20 protein-coding genes and 1 tRNA gene are annotated in these 18266 nt (G+C 66.5%); 15 read left to right on the top strand and 6 right to left on the bottom strand.

Features of this window, described 5'->3' with window-relative positions; genetic code table 11:
- The first annotated feature begins 381 nt into the window (after positions 1 to 381).
- A complete protein-coding gene (locus ACIA5G_RS09360) occupies positions 382 to 1854 on the top strand; it encodes a HEPN domain-containing protein (RefSeq protein ID WP_395921823.1) in 1473 nt (490 codons plus the stop codon).
- 96 nt (positions 1855 to 1950) lie between these two features.
- On the opposite strand, the gene ACIA5G_RS09355 is transcribed toward ACIA5G_RS09360, so the two are convergent.
- Positions 1951 to 3102, bottom strand: coding sequence for a helix-turn-helix domain-containing protein (locus ACIA5G_RS09355; protein WP_395921822.1), 1152 nt, complete (start codon positions 3100 to 3102; stop codon positions 1951 to 1953).
- 308 nt (positions 3103 to 3410) lie between these two features.
- On the opposite strand from ACIA5G_RS09355, the gene ACIA5G_RS09350 reads away from it, so the two are divergent.
- The 5 genes from ACIA5G_RS09350 (at position 3411) to ACIA5G_RS09330 (ending at position 5972) form a co-directional block, all read left to right on the top strand.
- Positions 3411 to 3608 carry a hypothetical protein gene (locus ACIA5G_RS09350; RefSeq protein ID WP_395921821.1) on the top strand — a complete coding sequence of 66 codons (198 nt, stop codon included), beginning with the start codon at positions 3411 to 3413 and terminating at the stop codon, positions 3606 to 3608.
- Positions 3605 to 3904, top strand: coding sequence for a hypothetical protein (locus ACIA5G_RS09345; protein ID WP_395921820.1), 300 nt, complete (start codon positions 3605 to 3607; stop codon positions 3902 to 3904). Before ACIA5G_RS09350 ends, ACIA5G_RS09345 begins: the two co-directional genes overlap by 4 nt.
- Positions 3891 to 4157 carry a hypothetical protein gene (locus ACIA5G_RS09340; RefSeq protein WP_395921819.1) on the top strand — a complete coding sequence of 89 codons (267 nt, stop codon included), beginning with the start codon at positions 3891 to 3893 and terminating at the stop codon, positions 4155 to 4157. Before ACIA5G_RS09345 ends, ACIA5G_RS09340 begins: the two co-directional genes overlap by 14 nt.
- A complete protein-coding gene (locus ACIA5G_RS09335; protein ID WP_395921818.1) occupies positions 4154 to 4945 on the top strand; it encodes a Scr1 family TA system antitoxin-like transcriptional regulator in 792 nt (263 codons plus the stop codon). The genes ACIA5G_RS09340 and ACIA5G_RS09335 overlap by 4 nt, the downstream gene beginning before the upstream one ends.
- A 130-nt stretch (positions 4946 to 5075) precedes the next feature.
- Positions 5076 to 5972 (top strand): phosphotransferase family protein, encoded by an 897-nt coding sequence (locus ACIA5G_RS09330; protein WP_395921816.1) that lies wholly within the window; start codon positions 5076 to 5078, stop codon positions 5970 to 5972.
- Here the strand turns inward: ACIA5G_RS09330 and ACIA5G_RS09325 are convergent.
- On the bottom strand, positions 5931 to 7259 hold the full coding sequence (locus ACIA5G_RS09325; protein ID WP_395921815.1) for a hypothetical protein: 1329 nt from the start codon (positions 7257 to 7259) through the stop codon (positions 5931 to 5933). The genes ACIA5G_RS09330 and ACIA5G_RS09325 overlap by 42 nt on opposite strands.
- Positions 7260 to 7530: 271 nt before the next feature.
- Here ACIA5G_RS09325 and ACIA5G_RS09320 point away from each other — a divergent pair, with 271 nt between their 5' ends.
- Positions 7531 to 7731 (top strand): hypothetical protein, encoded by a 201-nt coding sequence (locus ACIA5G_RS09320; protein ID WP_395921813.1) that lies wholly within the window; start codon positions 7531 to 7533, stop codon positions 7729 to 7731.
- Here ACIA5G_RS09320 and ACIA5G_RS09315 read toward each other — a convergent pair.
- Positions 7728 to 8081, bottom strand: a complete 354-nt coding sequence (locus ACIA5G_RS09315) for a GntR family transcriptional regulator (protein WP_395921811.1) — start codon at positions 8079 to 8081, stop codon at positions 7728 to 7730. The genes ACIA5G_RS09320 and ACIA5G_RS09315 overlap by 4 nt on opposite strands.
- A 143-nt stretch (positions 8082 to 8224) precedes the next feature.
- Here ACIA5G_RS09315 and ACIA5G_RS09310 point away from each other — a divergent pair, with 143 nt between their 5' ends.
- The 8 genes from ACIA5G_RS09310 to xerC all read left to right on the top strand — a co-directional run bounded on the left by ACIA5G_RS09310 (position 8225) and on the right by xerC (position 15451).
- Positions 8225 to 8458: a hypothetical protein gene (locus ACIA5G_RS09310; RefSeq protein ID WP_395921809.1), complete on the top strand. Its 234-nt coding sequence runs from the start codon at positions 8225 to 8227 to the stop codon at positions 8456 to 8458.
- 211 nt (positions 8459 to 8669) lie between these two features.
- Positions 8670 to 9335, top strand: coding sequence for an ABC transporter permease (locus ACIA5G_RS09305; RefSeq protein ID WP_395921807.1), 666 nt, complete (start codon positions 8670 to 8672; stop codon positions 9333 to 9335).
- A complete protein-coding gene (locus ACIA5G_RS09300; RefSeq protein WP_395921806.1) occupies positions 9335 to 11506 on the top strand; it encodes a cell division protein FtsK in 2172 nt (723 codons plus the stop codon). The genes ACIA5G_RS09305 and ACIA5G_RS09300 overlap by 1 nt, the downstream gene beginning before the upstream one ends.
- 177 nt (positions 11507 to 11683) lie before the next feature.
- Complete coding sequence (locus tag ACIA5G_RS09295; RefSeq protein WP_395921804.1) at positions 11684 to 11929, top strand: hypothetical protein; 246 nt, start codon at positions 11684 to 11686, stop codon at positions 11927 to 11929.
- A 28-nt stretch (positions 11930 to 11957) separates the two neighbouring features.
- Entirely contained in the window at positions 11958 to 12488 is a 531-nt protein-coding gene (locus ACIA5G_RS09290) for a hypothetical protein (RefSeq protein ID WP_395921803.1), read from the top strand.
- On the top strand, positions 12488 to 14047 hold the full coding sequence (locus tag ACIA5G_RS09285; RefSeq protein ID WP_395921801.1) for a DUF3631 domain-containing protein: 1560 nt from the start codon (positions 12488 to 12490) through the stop codon (positions 14045 to 14047). The genes ACIA5G_RS09290 and ACIA5G_RS09285 overlap by 1 nt, the downstream gene beginning before the upstream one ends.
- A complete protein-coding gene (locus tag ACIA5G_RS09280; RefSeq protein WP_395921800.1) occupies positions 14044 to 14274 on the top strand; it encodes a helix-turn-helix domain-containing protein in 231 nt (76 codons plus the stop codon). The genes ACIA5G_RS09285 and ACIA5G_RS09280 overlap by 4 nt, the downstream gene beginning before the upstream one ends.
- On the top strand, positions 14258 to 15451 hold the full coding sequence (xerC, locus tag ACIA5G_RS09275) for a tyrosine recombinase XerC (protein ID WP_395921799.1): 1194 nt from the start codon (positions 14258 to 14260) through the stop codon (positions 15449 to 15451). Before ACIA5G_RS09280 ends, xerC begins: the two co-directional genes overlap by 17 nt.
- An 826-nt stretch (positions 15452 to 16277) precedes the next feature.
- Here the strand turns inward: xerC and ACIA5G_RS09270 are convergent.
- The 3 genes from ACIA5G_RS09270 to ACIA5G_RS09260 form a co-directional block, all read right to left on the bottom strand.
- Positions 16278 to 16850, bottom strand: a complete 573-nt coding sequence (locus tag ACIA5G_RS09270) for an RNA polymerase sigma factor (protein ID WP_395921797.1) — start codon at positions 16848 to 16850, stop codon at positions 16278 to 16280.
- Positions 16851 to 17418: 568 nt separating this feature from the next.
- Positions 17419 to 17492, bottom strand: a tRNA-Ile gene (locus ACIA5G_RS09265).
- Between the two features lie 49 nt (positions 17493 to 17541).
- Positions 17542 to 18231, bottom strand: a complete 690-nt coding sequence (locus ACIA5G_RS09260; RefSeq protein WP_395921796.1) for a DUF3566 domain-containing protein — start codon at positions 18229 to 18231, stop codon at positions 17542 to 17544.
- Positions 18232 to 18266 lie beyond the last annotated feature (35 nt).

The following is an 18266-nucleotide window of genomic DNA, read 5'->3' as shown; positions in this document are numbered from 1 at the left end:
GTCACTCAGGTCACGCAAAAGCCCGGTCCGCGAGACGCGAACCGGGCTTGACCTGCGTGGGCCTACCAGGACTTGAACCTGGGACCTCTTCGTTATCAGGGCAAGATCGCCACATCCTGATCAAGGGCGAACGATCGATGACCTCACACTTTAGTGTCCGCTGACGTCCGCCAACGACCGTGGTCGACCTCAACGATTGTCACCCAGTATGTCACTCACTTACATGGCCTGAGCAGGCAAGATGCGTCAGATAGCTGCACGTCGTCGATACCCCACCGCCAGCCAGACAGCGACCGCCGACGCTCTAACCGGATGACTAGGCGCGGCAGTGCGTCTAAGCTCTCGCAGCTTGACGAGCGGTGGTTGCGAAAGGGGCGAGCCGTGGCGGATCGAGATGAGAAGCACCTGTTGGGCCGCTTCTGGCTTGCTGGTCAACCCGAGGTAACCCTGCCTGGCTGGCTCGACTTATCCGGCCCCAACCCGAAGATCACATTGGCCGGGCAGTTGACCGCTCCTGTGGAGTGGAGAGCTACGGCAGACGGCGGGGTCCAAGGATTGCCGGCGTCAGAGTTCCCCGACACGCGCTTCACGGTGCATGGTCGGCTCAGCACCGGCACCCGCCCGAACGTGACCCTGCTGGACGCCGATACCTACCCCCAGAACTTCCAGGTGTTCGGTGACCTCGGGGCAGGGTCTGAGAACGGTACGCAGGTATTCGAAGGGTATTGGCTTGTTCGCGGAGCGCACCTGAACCCCGGTGAATCGATCCTTAAGGCGGTCGTGCGGTTCACGTATATCGATGAGTGGGCCGCTCACACTGGGCTCACGAAGTATCAAGATGCGAAGTTCGAAGATGGTTCGCCTGTGGAGCTGTCGTACCGCGAGCCAGAGCCGAAAGAGGCTTCGATACCAGGGCGTCCCGGTTCGATTCGCCTTACACACAAACGTGAGATCACTTCACCGACAGTCACCGGCATGGAGATCCAGCACAAAGCGTGGTTGTGGATCGACGCACAAGCATCGACACTAGATGCGCTCTACAATGACTTCGTTGCTCCGGTGTTGAACCTCGCTTCAGTGATGATGGACCGGTCATGCAAGGTGACGAGTCTTCAGGTGCTAGTCAGTGGCTCGGAATATTACAACCGCGTGCACCACCCCATAGTCCGCGATGATCATCCAGTTAAACCGATTAAACCTGGATACTCTTACCTTCGACTACCTGATATTTCTCTAGATAACGTCGCGAACGCCATCGCATCGTTCTCGAACATCGATCCTGTGCCCACAATTCTGGCCAGCTCCCTTGGGCTCGACTCTGGGCGATTCCTAGAGACCGACCTCATGGAATTGGCTGCTTGCGCGGAAGGCATCGACCGCCGCATGCATAAGGACGATGAGACAATCTTCAACCAGGACACAATCTCAGAGATTCAGCGAATAGCCGCCAATGCCGTTCGATGTGAAATTCCAGGACCGCTAGGCGATCACGCTGCAGATCAGCTAGTAGACAAGTTGAGGTACTTCGAGCCCACATATAAGGAAAGACTCCTGCGTTTGGTGGAGTACATTCACGAGAGCGCCCCAGCCGCTGCGGGTGTGGCCACGGAATGGGCCAAAAGCCTCGTGGATGCAAGGAACAACTCCGCTCACCTCCTCCCAACCTCAGGGACAACTTGGGAAACCAAGATTGCGTTGCGCGACTCATTGAAATGGATCCTCGGCGTGGCGATACTCAGATACGCAGGCATAGACGCCGGCCTGATCAAGAGAGGCCTGGAGCGACACCAAGGGTATGCATTCTTTATCCGAAAGGCGCGACACCACGCATCCAATATCTACAGAAACGGGTGACTTTCGCCCGATTTCTCGTGCCACTCAGATGCCGTAAATCTGCCTTGGCGACCTGATGACGATGAATTTTCCACGCTGATTGGCAGGTTCACCGCGTCATGAGGCCTTGATCATTCCCATTCGGTCGGCCATGCCGCGGACTTCCCGGGCCACGCCCTCACGCCGAGCCCGCGCGAGCATCGTCGAGATGATCTCCCGGACAAATGGGTTCGTCCTGGTGCGGATGTGCCCCAGCTTCTCGGCCTGGACCAGGAGCGCCAGCACCTCCTCATCGGGCCGGCGGATGCCGTAGAGCGCGCGGGCGTGCTCGATCAGGAACGTCGTGCGGCGCGAGTCGATCGTCAGTTCGGCCGGATCGACGGTCGCGGCAAGCTGGGCTGCCTCGGCGTGGTCACCGCGCTCGAGCGCAGAGGAGATGCGCCACAGGACGACGTTGACCGGGCTGAACAGCAGGAAATTCCGGTTTCCGTACTCGACGTGCTCGGCCAGGCCGGCGGCTTCGTCGAGCGCGGCGGCCGCATCTCCGCCCAATACGGACTCCGTGTAGCCCGTAGTGAGCGTCAGTGCGCCGCGCACGTCGTAGGCGTCGGCCGGCACGAAGTCCAGAGCACGTTCGGCGAGCTTGCCGGCTCGCCGATGCGCGCCGAGCCCGGACAGGGCCTGCGTGCGCGCGAACTCAGCGAGCGCAATCCAGCCGGGCTCGCCGAGCCGCAATGCGGCCTCGTGGCCGCGATCTGCGGCGATCCAAGCTAGCTCGAAAGCGCCAAGTCCCTTGGTCAGCAGCGCGGTGGTGTGAGTCGCTGTGACGAGCGACCGGAGTGCTTCCGGCTTGCTCACATGGGTGTGCAACGCCAGCAGCAGGTCAGGAAGCCGGGCGCCGACCTCAGCGTCTTGGTTCGCCTGGCGCAGCGCGGCGAGCAGCTGCGTCTCGGACAGCAGCTGCCCCAGGTCGCCGGTCGGTGGTTCGGTGCCGTCGAGGTCCGTGCTCAGCAGGACGTCACGAATAGCCGGAATGGAGGTGCCGGCCTGCGGGTCGCGGATCTCCAAACCGTCGCCGGTGATGTCGAACAGGCTGACGCGCAGGGCACCGGCGATCGCGACGAGCGTCGAGCGCTTGTCGATCGCGGTGCGCTCGTTCTCGATCTTGGACAGGTACCCCTTTGACAGGCCGGACAGGCCGGCGAGCTGGTCCAGGGACATTCCGCGCCAACGGCGGAGGCGGCGGATCGTTGTGCCGATCGAGTCCATGGCTTCAGCGTACCTACCTGGGTTTCCCAGGAGGAAACCTTTGTGACCTGCGTCTTTGTACCGTCACTCACCATGCGTGACCCACTACGTACCCGCCGAGCGACCGAGGGGGTTGACCTCCAGGGCGCTCGCGCCCTCGTCGAGGTTGAAGTTCGAGATGACGGCCGAATCAGGCTGACGAGCTCGGCAGAGCCAGGAGAACCGATCTTCCTCACCGCCGAGCTAGTCGCCCAGCTGCGGAACCAGCTGGCCGAAGCGTTGACCATCTCCCTGCGGGACGCACGGACTGCCCGCCCGAGGCCGACGTCATGACCAGCGATTCCGGCGACGACCGGCCGACGTTCTGGTGCGGCGGATCGCTGTTCAACACCGGCGGCCAGCGGCTCAACGAGATCGACATGGACTCTCGTCAGCACGCGACGAAGCTCGCCGACATGACCGATGCCGACTGGGCGCAGGCCGCCGCCGCGCTTCGGAAGTTCGAAGTCGAGCGGGGAATCCGATGACCGCGCTGGCCGACCGGCCGCTGAGAAACGTCACCGGACCTCGTGGTGACTTCTGGGAGTGGCACGAGTTCACCGGTGGCGACGGCTGGGCCCACCTGTACCTGCACTCGGAGATGACCAATCCGCGGATCGTCATGCTGCTGCCCTGGTGCCTGGTCAACGATCGGTTCCCGCTGGAACACGACCGCCCCAGCATCAGCCGCCGCCGGGTCATCCCCAAGCCCGGCCGGATGTGCCCCGTGTGCGGAAGCCAGAACGAGCACCGGCGGATCGAGGTGCCGCATGCACGCCCGTGACCGCGAACTGCTCGCCGGCCTCTCAAGGGTGAACTCCAAGATCGGAAGCGTGACGGTCGAGTTGCTGACCTTGCAGCCGGACGACGCGGGCTATGCGTCCGGCTTGCGCGCGCTCGCGCGCCAACTGGTGCAGATCGGCGCAGCGCTCGCCCAGCGCGCCGGCGAGCTGGATGGAACGGCCCTTGATCCCGCGGCGCTTTTCAACGATCCAGGCGACGAGAACCACGACCGAACGGAGCGGTCTCAACTGTGACCGACGCAGCATCCCGACCAGCGCTCATCATTCTTTCGAACGCGCTCCGCTCAGCCCGCACCCAACGCGGCCTCAGCCTTCGCCGGCTCGCCCGGATGGCCGACCTCCATCCGTCCCTGCTGTCGGCCTTCGAACTCGGCAGGCGCGCACCGGAGGACACCACCGTGGCGCACATCCTCGGTGTCCTGCAATCACCGAAGATCATGCGCAACCATCTGGTCGACCTGGCCCGCCGTGCTCGTGAATGCGACTTCATCGACCACACCGGACGCGCCGGAGACATCTTGCACGTGACGTACGAACAGCAGTCCAAGCACGTGTTCGTGTGGTCACCGTGGCTGATTCCGGACGCGCTGCAAACCACCGAATACGCCTGCGCGCTGCGGAAGGGTGGCCCGTTCGAGATCGACGATGTCACGGTGCGTCCGCTCGCCCGAACGGTGCAGCAACTCGCGTCGTCCGACGCGTCGGGCTTGCGATACACCTTCCTGATTGGCGAAGCCGCAACACGTTCTGGCGTCTGCTCCTCGGACGAACTCCGCGACCAGGTGAACGCCGTGGCTGCCGTGACGCGACACCCGCGCGTATCCGTGCGCCTCGTCCCGGCCGCCGGCTACGCCCCCGGCCTGCTCGAACCGTTCACGTTGTACGAGGACAACGCCGGTGCCGTCGCGGTCGCCGTGCGGCACCACCTGGGCGCGGTGTTCCTGACCTGCGAAGCCGCCTTGGAGACGTACCCGAAGATCGCCCAGTCGCTGAAAGGCCGCGCCGCGGACACGTGGCCGTGACAAGCCTCCGGCCGGCGCGTCCTGTCCTCCCTCCAGGCGGCGCGTCGGCCGGACCCCACATCGCTGCTCGGCAAGCACACATTCCCGCCAAAGCTCTAGCCTGGCTGAGGCACCCCCGCAGAGGAGTCTGATGACCACGACGAAGGCATTCACGTCAGAGCGGACGCAGGCTGTCTTCGAGGCCGCATGCGCGTTCGCCGGGCTCGACGCGGCCGGCGCGAAGCGGGTCCGGTTCGGGGAGAACGCCATCTTCCGCCTGGCCGATGCCTCGGCAGTCGTCCGCGTCGGACGCTCGGTCCCGGCGGCGACGAAGGAAGTGCTCGTCGCCAGCTGGCTCGCGGAGAACGCGTTCCCTGCTGCCACGTCGTTGCGCGGCGCAGAACAGCCGTTCATCGAAGACGGGCTACCCGTCACGTTCTGGAACTGCCTCGAAGAGGACGACACCCCGATCACGCCGGCGGAGTTCGGGAAGCTGCTCCACGACCTGCATGCGCTCCCCCACCCGACGGATTTCCGTCTGCCGGCGTTCTCCCCGATGCCGAAGGTTGAACCGCGCCTGCAGGCCCTGAAGGGCAAGCTGCCTGAGGCCGACCTCGACTTCCTGCGCGAGCGGTACGAGGAACTCTCCGAGAAGTTCCGGGGCCTTGAGTTCCCGCTGCCAGCCGGTCCCGTGCACGGCGACGCGCACCCCGGGAACGTCATGCGCGCCCCTGACGGGACGCTGAACCTGATCGACTTCGAGGACTTCGCCTTCGGGCCGCGTGAGTGGGACGCGGCCGTGCTTTCGGTTCGCCATCAGGCGTTCGGATGGGCCTCCGAAGCCGAGTACGACTCGTACACCGAGGCGTACGGATTCGATCCGATCAAGTGGGATGGGTTCTCCGTCGTCAGGGCGACGCGAGAGCTGAACATGACCATGTGGCTCTCGCAGACCGTGGACGAGTCCGCCGACGTCAAAGCCGAGGTGCAGAAGCGGATCGCCGACCTACGCGACGACCAGGCGCCCCGCTACTGGAAGGTTTTCTGACGGCAGGTGGGTGCTGGCGAAGTCGAGGAACTCCTTCACCAGCGGGTCGCCGGCGTGCCCGCCCAGCCGCCCGCGGAAGTCGTCGAGGTACGAGAGAACGCGGAAGGACTTCAGCTTGGCCGCCGTCTCGACAACGGACCTGGCCACGTCCAACGCCTCTTCGAGGTTTCCGCCTTGGAGGTGCGCCGTGGCCAGCACGGTCCGACAGAACGAGAGGCTCCTGACGTAGGTAGACGCTGAGACCGCGATGGACGCAGCGGCGTGGTGGTTCGCCAGCTCGGCGTTCCCGATGTCGCGGAAGCAATGTGCGAACTCCGCGTGCAGCTCGGCTTCGTCGAAGTAGTGAATCCACTCGGGGTCGTTAACCCGGTTGCCCTGGCCGTGCCAACGCTCGGCCGTGAGCAGCGCGGCCGTGACGTCCTCCTGCCGGCCGAGCGACGCGAGCGCCCTTGCTTCCATCGCGTGGAAGAGCGCCATCGTCGTCGGGGTGGCGTAGCCGTTGGCGCCCTTGTACGCGGCTCGTGCCAAGTCGACTGCGCGCTGGAAGTGCCCGAGGAAGTTCGCCTGGTGCGACATGCCCGCGAGGATTCGGCCGCAAAGCGGCTTGTCACCGGCAGCCTTCGCCAGGCGGAACGCCTGGGTCAGGTATCGCTGCGCGAGCCCGTGCGCGCCCGTGTCGTACGCAGTCCAGCCGGCGAGCCGCGTGAGGGCCGCGACCTCTCGGAAGTACTCCCGGCCGACCGGGTCGTGCGGGGACACGTGCCCGATGTTCGGCAAGATCTCCTGGTCGAGGAACGACGCGACGAGGGACTTCGGCCGGCCACCGCCGTACTTGTAGTCGAAGCTGCTGAACATCGCGGTTGCTTCGCGGACCGCCTCGACGTCCACGACGGTGATCGAGCGTGGTTCAACCGGCGGCCGCGATCCTTCGTTGTCGGAGTCGGTCAGCCACCGGATGACCAGTCCGCTCCACGCCTCCGGCACGACGGCCAGCGGGCCGACCCGCTTCGGCGTCCGCAACTCGAGTTCGGTGATGGCGCCCAGCGCGATCAGGCTGTGGGCGATCTCTTCGGGGTACTCGAGGCCGACGTCATCCGACGCGATTTCAGCGCCGCCGCCAAAGCCGAGCTCCTCCAAGCCGACAGGCCGGCCGAGCAGCTCGCCGAGGACGCCGGCGATCAGCTGACAGGTGCGCGGGTGCGGCTTCGTGCCGTCAAGCCAGCGCTTGACCGACACGTGGTCGGCGCTGACCAGCTCGCCGCCGTCCTTCTGGCTGCGTTCGCGCACCCGGCGGGCAAAGCCCTTATTGGTCGCCCCCGCCTGTCGCATAACCGCAGCTAGAAGTGCATTCGGCTGCTTCCCCTTGTCGACCACCGATACCTCCGAAGGTCATTAAAGCACCCCCCGTGCACCCCCCACGTGCAAAAACGCACCCCCGCGTGCACACTGCTGCACCCCCGCCCCTGCGCGGTTTCCTGAGTTCATCAGCGACAACGCCGGATCGAAACCCCGAGCCGGACCGGCCTCCCGGGCCAGTCGCAGACGAGAGGAGACCGTTATGGCGAAGAGCAATTTCCCGGTCATGAAGAGCGGCGGCGGCATGCTGTGGAAGGTGGTCGGCCTGCTTCTGGGGCTCGCCGTCATCGTGCTGGTCGTCAAGCATCCGGCCGACTCGGCTCGGTGGGTCAGCGGCCTTTTCGGCGGTGGGGTCGACGTCGTCGACGGCGTGGCGACCTTCCTGAGCAACCTGTTCGGCTAGCCGGCATCCAGCTTCCGCTCGATCTCGCCGAGACGCTTCCTGATCTCGGCAATGGCCTGCCAGACCCGCTCGTCTCCCGATGCCTCGGAGCGAACGGTGGAATCGCCTTCGGCCGGCTGGGTGCGGACGAATGAGCCCTTGCCGTGCCGGATAACCACCAGGCCCTCTTCCCTGAGGTGGGCAACGGCGCTCTTGGCCGTGTTCACCGCGACCGCCCAGGTATCGGCCAGTTCCTGGTAGGTCGGCAACTGGGCTCCTGGGGCGTACTCCCCCGACAGGATCGCGGCCCGGAGACCGCCAGCCACTTGCAGGAACGGCGCACGCGGATCGTCCGGGTTCAGGGATGCCATGTCACCAGCGTAGGCCAAGTCAGTTGGCTAAGTCAGCTCTCCCAAGTCAGTTGACAGAGTTAATAGACAGGACTTACGTTGAGTTCCGGCCGACACAGGCCGCTCCCGAGCGGGAGACCTACAAGTTCTTGGAGTTCACACCAATGGATGACCTCATCCCTTTGCCCAGCTACGCGCCGGACGGACTGACCGAGTCGGACATCGACGCGATGATCGCCGAGTACTTCGTGACGGCGCTCGACCAGGAACCGGCGAACACCGGCCCGGCGCCGATCGCGGATCGCGCCGCCACGCATCGACACGTCCGGCGCATCAGCCGCCAGAACGTCAGCTCGACCCTCCGAGGCCGGCCGGACTGCCCAGGCGCGGCTGCTTGATTTCGCCCCGGCCCGGCGCACGGAACAGCCAAGAACCACCCGCCGGACCGGGCTCCCGACCACTTCCAAGCCAGTCAGGAGAAATCTCATGGTAGGGCTCGACACGCCCACGAACACCCGAAGCGCGTACCCGCCTTCGGTCATCGACCTGCTCCCCCGAGTCCAGGAGTTCGCCGCAGACCTCGGTGAATGCCCCTCGCGGAACCGGATCATGACCGAGTTCAAAGTGGGCGCTCCGAAGGCGCGCGCCATCCTCGCCGCGCTGAACGAGGACGCCGACACGAAATCCGTGCGAAAGCTGCACGCGGTGACTGAACCCGCCGAGGCCGAGGAACCGGCTCCGGCGCCCGAGATTCGGGAAGGACCGACCGCAGACGACGAAGAGCCGCAGGTCAACGCCACCGCAGACCCGGGCACGGAGCTGGGGAAGGCGCGACAGATCAAGCTGTGGCCGGTGCTCCTGCTGGCCCTGCCAGCGTTCGTCGCCGTCTGGAGCGGCTGGGTCGGTCTCGGCAGGCTGACCGGGTTCGGCCCGATCCAGCTCCTGCCGGGCATCTGGGATCACCTGACGATCAACTCGGCGATCACGCTCCCGATTGGGGTCGAGACCTACGCGGCGTTCGCCCTGCGGGTCTGGCTGTCCCCGGCGACCCGGACCCACCGAGTCCGGACCTTCGCGAAGTGGTCGGCCCTGGGCTCGCTCGTCCTCGGGATGGTCGGCCAGGTCGCATACCACCTGATGTCTGCCGCGGACATCGAACGCGCTCCCTGGCCGGTGACCACGCTCGTCTCCTGCCTGCCGGTGGCCGTCCTCGGCTGCGGCGCCGCCCTTGCACACCTCGTACGCGACACCACCGACCAGGAGGTGAACGACTGATGAGCACCACCAACGAACCGCACGGCGGGCGCGTGATCGCGTTCCCCAGCACAGCTTCCGCGGAGGCCGACCCGTTCGTCATCGACGCCGAGCCCGGCGACGAGACCGCGGAGCAGTCGCCGGCCGTCCCGGTCGACCGCCGAGTCACGGACGGCTCGTCGTGGCTGGACCGCCTTCGCTCCCAGAACCGACAGGCGATCGTCCCCAGCTACCTCAAGTCCACGGCCGACGCGAAGGACGCTGCGAAGTGGGTGGGGAAGCACTACGCGCACAAAGCGGGCTACCACGCTGCCCGGTCGCCGCTCTACGCGCTCCGGCTCGCGGTGCGCTCACCTCGCGGCCTCCTCTTGCTGCTGGCGGCAACCGGCCGGTACGTAACCGACGCCGAGGGGCGTCCGGCCCGTTCGGAGACGGCCACGGCCGACAAGGCCGACCTGTACTTGAAGCTGTCGCAACAGCGAGACCGGCGAGTCGTCCTCCGCCTGATCCAGCTCGGTCTTGTGTCGACGGTCGGCCTGGTCCTGGTGTTCACCCTGCCGAACGTGTTGCCGGAGTGGGTGATCTGGGCTTGCGGCGCTGTCGCGGTCGCCCTGCTGGGGAAGCTCGGGTCCACCCGGGACAACCCCGTGGTGTCGTCTCGCGCCGTCCTGTCCACGCAGGTGCAAAAGCTGACGAGTGACAACGTCGTTCAGGCACTGTCGGTGCTCGGCGTCGCGGGCATCAACCAGGCCCTTGCCAAGAACCCCAACGCGATCGGCTTCACGGCACCGATCACCCGCGACGGGCCGGGTTGGCGCGCGGACGTCGACCTTCCGCCGGGTGTGACGGTCGGGGAAGTGGTCGAGCGCCGCGCCAAGCTCGCTTCGGGTCTCGGCCGACCGCTCGGGTGCGTCTGGCCGGAGGGCAACGCCGAGGTGCACCCCGGGCGCATGGTGCTGTGGGTCGGCGACCAGGACATGTCCAAGTCGCGTCAGCCCGTTTGGCCGCTACGGAAGCCCGGCACCGTCGACCTGTTCAAGCCGCAGCCGTTCGGTACCGACCAGCGCGGCCGGTGGGTGGACGTCACCCTGATGTTCATCTCCATGGTCATCGGCGCGATCCCGCGGATGGGCAAGACGTTCACGCTGCGAGAGCTGCTGCTGATTGCCGCGCTGGACCCGCGGGCCGAGCTGCACTCGTTCGACCTCAAGGGGACCGGCGACCTCTCGCCGCTGGCGGCGGTCTCCCACCGGTACCGCGCCGGGGACGAGCCCGACGACATCGCGTACGCCGTCGCCGACCTGCGGGCGCTCGCCGAGGAGCTGCGGCGGCGCGCGAAGGTGATCCGCGAGCTGCCGAAGGACCTGTGCCCGGAGAACAGGGTCACGCCGGAGCTGGCCGGCAAGAAGTCCCTCGGCCTGCACCCGATCGTGATCGGCGTCGACGAATGTCAGAAGTGGTTCGAGCACCCTGACTACGGCGCGGAGATCGAGGAGGTCTGCACCGACCTCGTGAAGCGCGGCCCGGCGCTGGGGATCATCATCCTGCTGGCCACGCAACGGCCGGACGCGAAGAGCATCCCGACCGCGATCAGTGATAACGCAGTCATGCGGTTCTGCCTCAAGGTCACGGGCCAGCAGGCGAACGACATGGTCCTTGGCACCTCGTCGTACCGGAACGGCATCCGAGCCACCACGCTGTCCTTTCGGGACAAGGGCATCGGTTACCTGGCCGGCGAAGGCGACGAGCCGCGCATCACCCGCGGCGTCTACATCGACGGTCCGGACGCCGAGAAGATCGCGGCCCGCGCTCGAACAGCGCGGCTCGCGGCCGGACGGCTGACCGGCTACGCGGCTGGTCTCGACCTCACCCCCGAGGAGGACGAGGACACGAGCACTTTGCTCGCCGACGTGCTGACCGCGATCGGCGACGCCGAGAAGGCGTGGTCGGAACGCATCGTCGACCGGCTCGCCGAGCTGCGTCCGGCGGTCTACGGCCCATGGGCCGAACTGCCGACCGGGGCTGCGAAAGCAACCCAGCTCTCCACCGCGCTGAAGCCGCTTGGGATCACCACGAAGCAGGTTTGGGGTAACGACGTCGACACCGGCAAGGGCGCCAACCGGATGGGCGTCAAGCGCGAGTGGATCGCCGACGCACTGACCGAGCGTGATCGGAACCGCAAGAGCGGCTAGCTCTCGCAGGGCTCTAGGTCTAGAGCCTCTTCCCTCTAGACCTAGAGCCCTCCCTAGACCTTCACAACACCGCTGATCGGCGCCCTAGCGCCTAGAGGCGCGGGTCGAGTGCGGCCAAGAACAGCCCCGGAGGCTCCGTTGAACCCCCTTAGCAGTCCAATCGCCGTGATCCTGATCATGCTCACGCTTGTCACTCTTGGTTACTCGTGGTCGTGCGCGGTCTACCCGTACAAGCCGTGCCGTTCCTGCCGGGGCTTTGGCTCTTTCCGCTCGCCGCTGCTCCGCGCGATCCGGCTCTGCCGCCGGTGCAACGGGACCGGCCGCACGCTCCGCGCCGGCCGCCGCGCCTACAACACCTGCCTCCGCACCCGCCGGTCGTACCGCGATCTCCGCGACCGCGACCGCCGCGACGACAACCGCTGACTCGCAGCTCGACCGAAAGGCCACACCCATGAAGACCACACTGCTCGACCCCGAGCGTCAGTTCCTCGGATGCGTCATGCAGGTTCGTATCGCGGCCGCGCGGCGGCTTCTCGCGGGGATGCGCGCCGACGACTTCGGCTCACCGGTGGCCGCGTACGTGCTCCAGCTCGTCATCGAACTGGTCGCCGCGGACCAGTCGCCGACGCCCATGGCCGTGATCGACCACGCTCGGGAGAAGACCCCGGCGGAGCTGCGTTCCGGACAGGCGAACCGCCTGCACCACGTCGGTCTCTGGATCGTCGAGACCTATTCGGACGGTCCCATCCTGCCGCCGGCGTACTACGGCACGTGGCTCAAAGCGCTTGTCGTGAAGGACGCCTACCGCCGCGCCGTTCGTGAGCACGCCGTGCGCCTGGTCCAGGCCATCGACAGCGACTCGGCAACGGACGTTCTCCGCCGCCGTCTCGACGACACCGAACGGCTCGACGACCTCTGGAGGCGCTACTGCGAGGCCGGAGGCGACGACGAACCGACCACGCGCCTGGAGGTGGCTGCCTGATGTCCGAAATCGACGACACCCTGTCCGTAATCGACTTCGTGATCTCTGATGAGCCAGCGCCCCAGTGCCAGCAGTGCGGCCGACCGCGCGGCGACTCGCCGTCCGGCGACTTCTGCTCGGAGAACTGCCAGCGCGTCTGGCGCGGCCGCCATATCGCAGCCAAGCCGGCAGAGGACGGCGGCGCCCAGCCGAGCGAGTCGCTCCCGGAGGCCGCGCCGGTCCACCCGCTCACCTGGCTCGGACCGGCACCAGCCGGAGCCTTCGCGAAGCCGGGTCACGAAGTCCTCGACGCGGTCGTGACGTTCGTGTCGCGCTTCTCCGCATTCGCCAACGAGCACGCCGCGCCGACGCTGGCGCTCTGGTACGCCCACACCCACGTCGCCGAACGGCTCTACGTCACGCCGCGTCTGATCCTCGACTCGGCGGAGCCGGGGAGCGGCAAGACGCGCGTGCTGGAGGTCGCGCAGTACCTCGTCGCCAAGCCGGAGATGACCATCAGCATCACCCCGGCCGCGATCTTCCGAATGCTCGCCGACGGCCCGATGACGCTGCTGTTCGACGAGATCGACGCGGTGTTCAACCCGAAGACGGGCGGGAACAACGAGGACCTCCGCGCGCTGCTGAACGCAGGCTACAAGCGCTCGGCGACGGTGACGCGGTGCGTCGGCGACGCCAAGAGCATGAACGTGACCCGGTTCCCGGTCTACGCGCCGGTCGCGCTCGCCGGGATCGCCGGTGGGATGCCGGACACGATCACCACCCGTGCGATCACCGTGCACATGCGCAAGCGCCGCTTTGACGAAGTCGTCGAGGAGTTCATCGAAGAGGACGTCGAGCGGGAGTCGGCGCCGGTGCGCGCCGAGCTGGCGGAGTGGGTCGGTCGCGTCGGCGACGAGGTGAGCCGCGCGCGGCCGGAACGCCCGGATGGCGTCCGCGACCGGGCGGCGGAGATCTGGCGGCCGCTGCTGGCCATCGCGGACGCGGCCGGCGGGCACTGGCCGGAGACAGCGCGGCGGGCTTGCCGGCACTTCGTGCTCGAAGCAACCGCGCAACCGGCCTCGATCGGCGTGCGACTGCTGGCGGACGTCCGGCAGATCTTCACGGTCGAGAACACCGACCGCATGGTGACGGCCGAGCTGATCCGCGAGCTACACGGCATCGAAGACGGCCCGTGGACCGATGTCCAGGGCAAGCCGCTCGACAGCCGCCGTCTCGCGAAGGAACTCGACCGGTACCTGGTCCGGCCGAAGGATCTCAAGGTCAGCGGCAAGACGCTGAAGGGCTATCGCATCGACGGCGACGGCGGACTTGCCGATGCCTGGAGCCGCTACCTCCCGCCGCTCGAAACGGACGCGACTGCCGCGACCGCCGCGACCCCGCAGGTCAGCACCTCCGCGGGCGTCGCGGAGGCGCCGAGCTTGGCCGCGACCTCCGCAACCGGGGTCGCGGACGGTCGCGGCACCCAACCGTCGCTTGCACCTGTGCTGACCAGCCCGGTCGCGGAGGTCGCGGACGTCGCGCCCACCAAGCCGGACCACGACACCGAGGGGGATCGATGAACGCCGTACCCATGCCGGTCGCAGTGCCCGAACGGCACCTCTACCGGATCACCGAAGCGATGCGCCTGCTCTCGATGAGCCGCTCAGTCATCTACGAACAGTTGCGCGCGGGGCGCTTGCACTCGGTCAAGCAGGGACGCGCCCGGCTCGTGCCGGCCGTCGCCATCCAGCAGTACGTCGAGTTGCTCATGAAGGAAGCGGGGGTCAGCTATGCCGAAAACGCGTAGCCATGGAGACGGCGGCCTGTACTGGTCCGAGCCCCGGCAGCGCTGGATCGCCGAACTGACCGTCGGCTGGCGGCCGAACGGCAAGCGCATCGTTCGCAGGGGCAGCGGCAAGACGAAGACGGAAGCCAAGGCGGCGCTCGACCGGCTGCTGGAACGCAGGAAGGAGGGTTCGGCGACCGCGGTCGGCGGCTTCACGGTGACGGAGGCGGTCCGAGATTTCCTCAGCCACGGCCTCAACGGCCGAAGCACCGCGACGGTGGAGAAGCTGACCATCCTGGCCGAAACGCACATCATTCCGGCGTTGGGCGGTCGAGTCCTTCTGGACCCACGGCAGACGAAGGAACTGACCGTTGACGATGTCGACGCCTGGCTGGAGGAAAAGGCAGAGGTGCTCGCCACTCGCACTCTGCACGACCTCCGCTCGATCCTCCGGCGCTCGATCAACCGCGCTGCCAAGCGGCCAAAGGGCAAGGGGATTCGGAACGTGGTTCTGCTGTGCGACGAGCTTCCGACCGGTCGAGCTGGACGGCGATCGAAGTCCCTGACGCTCGCTCAGGCCGTGGCGGTACTCGGCGCGGCCGAAGCGGAGGACTCAACGTACGGGGACTACACGGTGGTTTCGCTCCTGACCGGAGCGCGGACCGAGGAAGCTCGTCCCCTCTTGTGGCCGGAGGTCGATCTTGTTGGAAAGGTCGACGCGGACCCTCCGATTCCGCCTCACGTCAACGTGTGGCGGTCGGTGCGGGCTGGCGGCGACACTAAAACTAAGAAGTCTCGGCGGTCACTCGCGCTCCCGGGGCGGGCCGTCGAAGCTATGGAGCGCCAGGCGCGCCGGCAGAAGCGGCAGCGCGAGTTGGCCAGCGACCGGTGGCAGGAACACGGGATCGTGTTCGCATCGGACGTCGGGACAGAACTCGACGCAGCCAACGTCCGGCGCGGCTTCCGGCGCATCCTCAAAATCGCCGGCCTCGAACCGCAGGACTGGACGCCTCGTGAACTGCGCCACAGCTTCGTGTCACTGCTCTCTGACAACGGGCTCACGATCGAGGAGATCTCGCGGCTTGTGGGGCACTCCGATACGAAGGTGACCGAGCTGGTCTACCGCCACCAGCTGCGGCCGGTGATTCAGGACGGGGCGAAAACGATGGACGCGATTTTCCCAGATTCGGTGGCATAGTAACGCAGTCATGAAAGGGCTGCCCCCGGGACGAGTGCCAACTCGTCCCGGGGGCAGTCACTTACTCGATCCTGTGACGCGGTAGCAGTGCAACAACAAGCACCATGAGCCGGTTGCTCATTGCAGCACCACGAGGGATCGTGCCGCTAGCGGCAATGCCAGCAAAGATCGCCATCACCGCGATCCAGGCTGTCCTCCTCCACCTTTGGATCGGAGGAAGTGGCGCTAGGGACGTAGGTTCCACTGGACGGTTCGCCTCCTTCTGAGGGTGTGAGAGAACCCGTAGCGGCCAGCGCATTTTGGGTTCGGGACTCTATTGCTGACCGCGTGGTGCAACTCGCTGTGGCTGCTGGAGCGACCGCTGGTTGCGGGTGCCGGAGTAGCCGTCGGCGAGGTCGTGCTGTCCTCGTCTGGATGTCCTGGGGTCTGAGGGCAGTTCATCCGTTGAGGACGTCTCTGACGTAGTTGATGGCGTCCCGGTCTCCGAGCGTGGCGGCGTGATGCCACCACGTTTGAGCAGCCGGGAAGTCTTCAACCAGTTCCAGGAGTTCCGCAGCGCGTCGTGCGCTGCTGGGATCTCCTGCTTCTCCGTGGCGTAGTGCCTCGGCCAGCTCGTCTGCTGGCCAGTTCTCCGACCGCTCGGTCGGCCGGAGGAGCGGCCCCCGGCCCTCGCGGGCCGGGGAGCCGCCGGAGGCCTGGTACTCGTCTTCGAGTCGTTGCAGGAGGCGGCCCAGGCGCACCTCCTCAGGGGAGGTCCGAGGGGCCGTGTCGCAACTCGCCGGAGCGTCTTTGCGCATTGAACCCATCCATCCGTAGTTGGTGTTGCTCAGTTGTCAGGGAAGCGGCGTCGCGTAGCGTCGGGGAAAGACCTACGGAAGGCCTTCCTGATGCTGGTCAGGTAGTTGCTGACCGTGCCCTTGGCCAAGCCGAGTTCGGCACCGATCTCGTCCAGGGTGTAACCCCCGACGCGAAGGAGCATGATCTTCTGCTGCTCCGGACCCAGCGACTCGAAGAACGTGCTCGTCGCGTCATCCTCGGTGACGATGATGGCCGGGTCATTCGCGGTCATGTTCGACGCGATGACTTCGGCCTGACCCTTCGTCCGCGTCCTGACCGCTTCGCTGCGGAAGTGGTCGTTCACGGTGTTGCGAAGGGCGACGAAGGCGAGGCCGGGGCTCAAGCGGAGCTCCTTCCCGTCTTCCTGGAGGGCCTGGTGACGACGCCAGAGCTTCAGGACGGTTTCTTGAACCATGTCCTGGGCGAGGTCGTTGTCCCGGTTGACCATCCAGACCGCGCTGCTGCGCAGGCGTGGGTAGATCTTTTCGAGGAACCTCTCGACCGACGTGAAGTCGCTCTCGGAGTTCCCGTCTTCACAGCTCTCAGGACCCTTGATGGCCAAGGTTCCCTCCTTCATTCTCAGACCCCGAACTGCACTGCTCGGCTCGGTGTCCCTGCGGGTCAAGCCCTGGAAACTCCGAGGACCCGCGCAGCAGCCAGCCTAGGATGGCCGACCTGGGCAGGCCCCTGGCTGGCGTCTGCTTGTTAGAGGAACGCTCACGGCCCCGGATCCTCCCGAAATTTGCCCAAGTTTTTTTCCTCGGCGCCGGGCGGGCCGATGATGACGGCGAACGGTAAGGGCCGCATCCGCCCGCTGGGCCGCCAGGACGCGCAAGTCAAGCAGCTTGGCGCAGGCTCTTCGAAGCGCTTGGCGAACAGGGCCTGGCGCGAGTCCGGGCTCGGCGCACCGAGCTCCATCGACGAACTGCAGTAGCGGATCACGGTCCTGGGACGGCGTCTAGCTCCGCTACAGTGGTAGGCCGCGTTGGGAGCGGTTCGTTGCCAAGCAGACGGCCGCTGGTTCGGCCGAGTATCCGAAGGACTGACCGCCAACTCGGCATGTCACTCAGTTTGTCACTCAGGTCACGCAAAAGCCCGGTCCGCGAGACGCGAACCGGGCTTGACCTGCGTGGGCCTACCAGGACTTGAACCTGGGACCTCTTCGTTATCAGCGAAGCGCTCTAACCGCCTGAGCTATAGGCCCTTGAACGAGGAGAACTTTACAGGACCCCCGAGGGGGCCCTGCAACCGGGTTACTCCCGTTCGGACAGGGTGACTTCCAGGCCTCCCGCGAGGTCGGCCGACACGTTGTAGATGAACGCGCTCACCGTGGCGAGCGCCGACACCAGGACGATGTTGATCGCGCCGAGGATCGCCGCGATGCCGAACACTCGGCCTGCGCTGATCAGCGGCTCCGCCGATGCGTTGGCGCCTTCGCCGCCGACCAGGGACGAGTACGTTCCGTTCAGCTTGTCCCAGACGCCCATGCCGTCGAGGACCGTGTACAGCACTCCGACCGCTACCAGCCAGACGAAGAACATTGCGACGCCCAGGACCAGGGACAGCTTGAGCACCGACCACGGGTCGAACCGCTTCACCTGCAGCGATGCCCGGCGCGGGCCGCGGCCCGGGCGCCGCAAAGCGCTGGGCCGGGCTCGCTGGGACGATGCCGACGGGATGGCGGCCGCGGACGGCTCGCCGCTCGGTGGGGTGTCTCCACTTCCGCCGAACAGGCGAGGCGCCGCGCTTCCGGTCACCACTGTGCGCTGCTCCGGGGAGACCGGCTGGGTCTCCTCGGCCGCGGGCTCGGGTTTGTAGAGCGCCTCATCCGTGGCCAGCTTCACCGTTGCCTCGGAGTCGCCGTCCTTGCCGACCCGCTGCCAGGGCGGGCTCGCCGGAGTCCCGTTCGAACCCGCTGCCTCGGGATTCTCGGATGGTGTCACGAAGAGTCAGTCCTTACCCGTGCCGTGGTGACGCC

It is taken from the genome of Amycolatopsis sp. NPDC051758 (assembly GCF_044453095.1).
Lineage (GTDB): Bacteria > Actinomycetota > Actinomycetes > Mycobacteriales > Pseudonocardiaceae > Amycolatopsis.
The sequence above is the reverse complement of the archived record's forward strand: the minus strand, read 5'-3'. Positions and strand labels throughout refer to the sequence as shown.

Bases quoted from the DNA above. Each gene is read 5' to 3' on its own strand.
- ACIA5G_RS09355 (WP_395921822.1), bottom strand. From the start codon at position 3,102: ATGGACTCGATCGGCACAACGATCCGCCGCCTCCGCCGTTGGCGCGGA.
- ACIA5G_RS09350 (WP_395921821.1), top strand. From the start codon at position 3,411: ATGACCAGCGATTCCGGCGACGACCGGCCGACGTTCTGGTGCGGCGGA.
- ACIA5G_RS09345 (WP_395921820.1), top strand. From the start codon at position 3,605: ATGACCGCGCTGGCCGACCGGCCGCTGAGAAACGTCACCGGACCTCGT.
- ACIA5G_RS09340 (WP_395921819.1), top strand. From the start codon at position 3,891: ATGCACGCCCGTGACCGCGAACTGCTCGCCGGCCTCTCAAGGGTGAAC.
- ACIA5G_RS09330 (WP_395921816.1), top strand. From the start codon at position 5,076: ATGACCACGACGAAGGCATTCACGTCAGAGCGGACGCAGGCTGTCTTC.
- ACIA5G_RS09320 (WP_395921813.1), top strand. From the start codon at position 7,531: ATGGCGAAGAGCAATTTCCCGGTCATGAAGAGCGGCGGCGGCATGCTG.
- ACIA5G_RS09315 (WP_395921811.1), bottom strand. From the start codon at position 8,081: ATGGCATCCCTGAACCCGGACGATCCGCGTGCGCCGTTCCTGCAAGTG.
- ACIA5G_RS09310 (WP_395921809.1), top strand. From the start codon at position 8,225: ATGGATGACCTCATCCCTTTGCCCAGCTACGCGCCGGACGGACTGACC.
- ACIA5G_RS09305 (WP_395921807.1), top strand. From the start codon at position 8,670: ATGACCGAGTTCAAAGTGGGCGCTCCGAAGGCGCGCGCCATCCTCGCC.
- ACIA5G_RS09300 (WP_395921806.1), top strand. From the start codon at position 9,335: ATGAGCACCACCAACGAACCGCACGGCGGGCGCGTGATCGCGTTCCCC.
- ACIA5G_RS09295 (WP_395921804.1), top strand. From the start codon at position 11,684: ATGCTCACGCTTGTCACTCTTGGTTACTCGTGGTCGTGCGCGGTCTAC.
- ACIA5G_RS09290 (WP_395921803.1), top strand. From the start codon at position 11,958: ATGAAGACCACACTGCTCGACCCCGAGCGTCAGTTCCTCGGATGCGTC.
- ACIA5G_RS09285 (WP_395921801.1), top strand. From the start codon at position 12,488: ATGTCCGAAATCGACGACACCCTGTCCGTAATCGACTTCGTGATCTCT.
- ACIA5G_RS09280 (WP_395921800.1), top strand. From the start codon at position 14,044: ATGAACGCCGTACCCATGCCGGTCGCAGTGCCCGAACGGCACCTCTAC.
- xerC (WP_395921799.1), top strand. From the start codon at position 14,258: ATGCCGAAAACGCGTAGCCATGGAGACGGCGGCCTGTACTGGTCCGAG.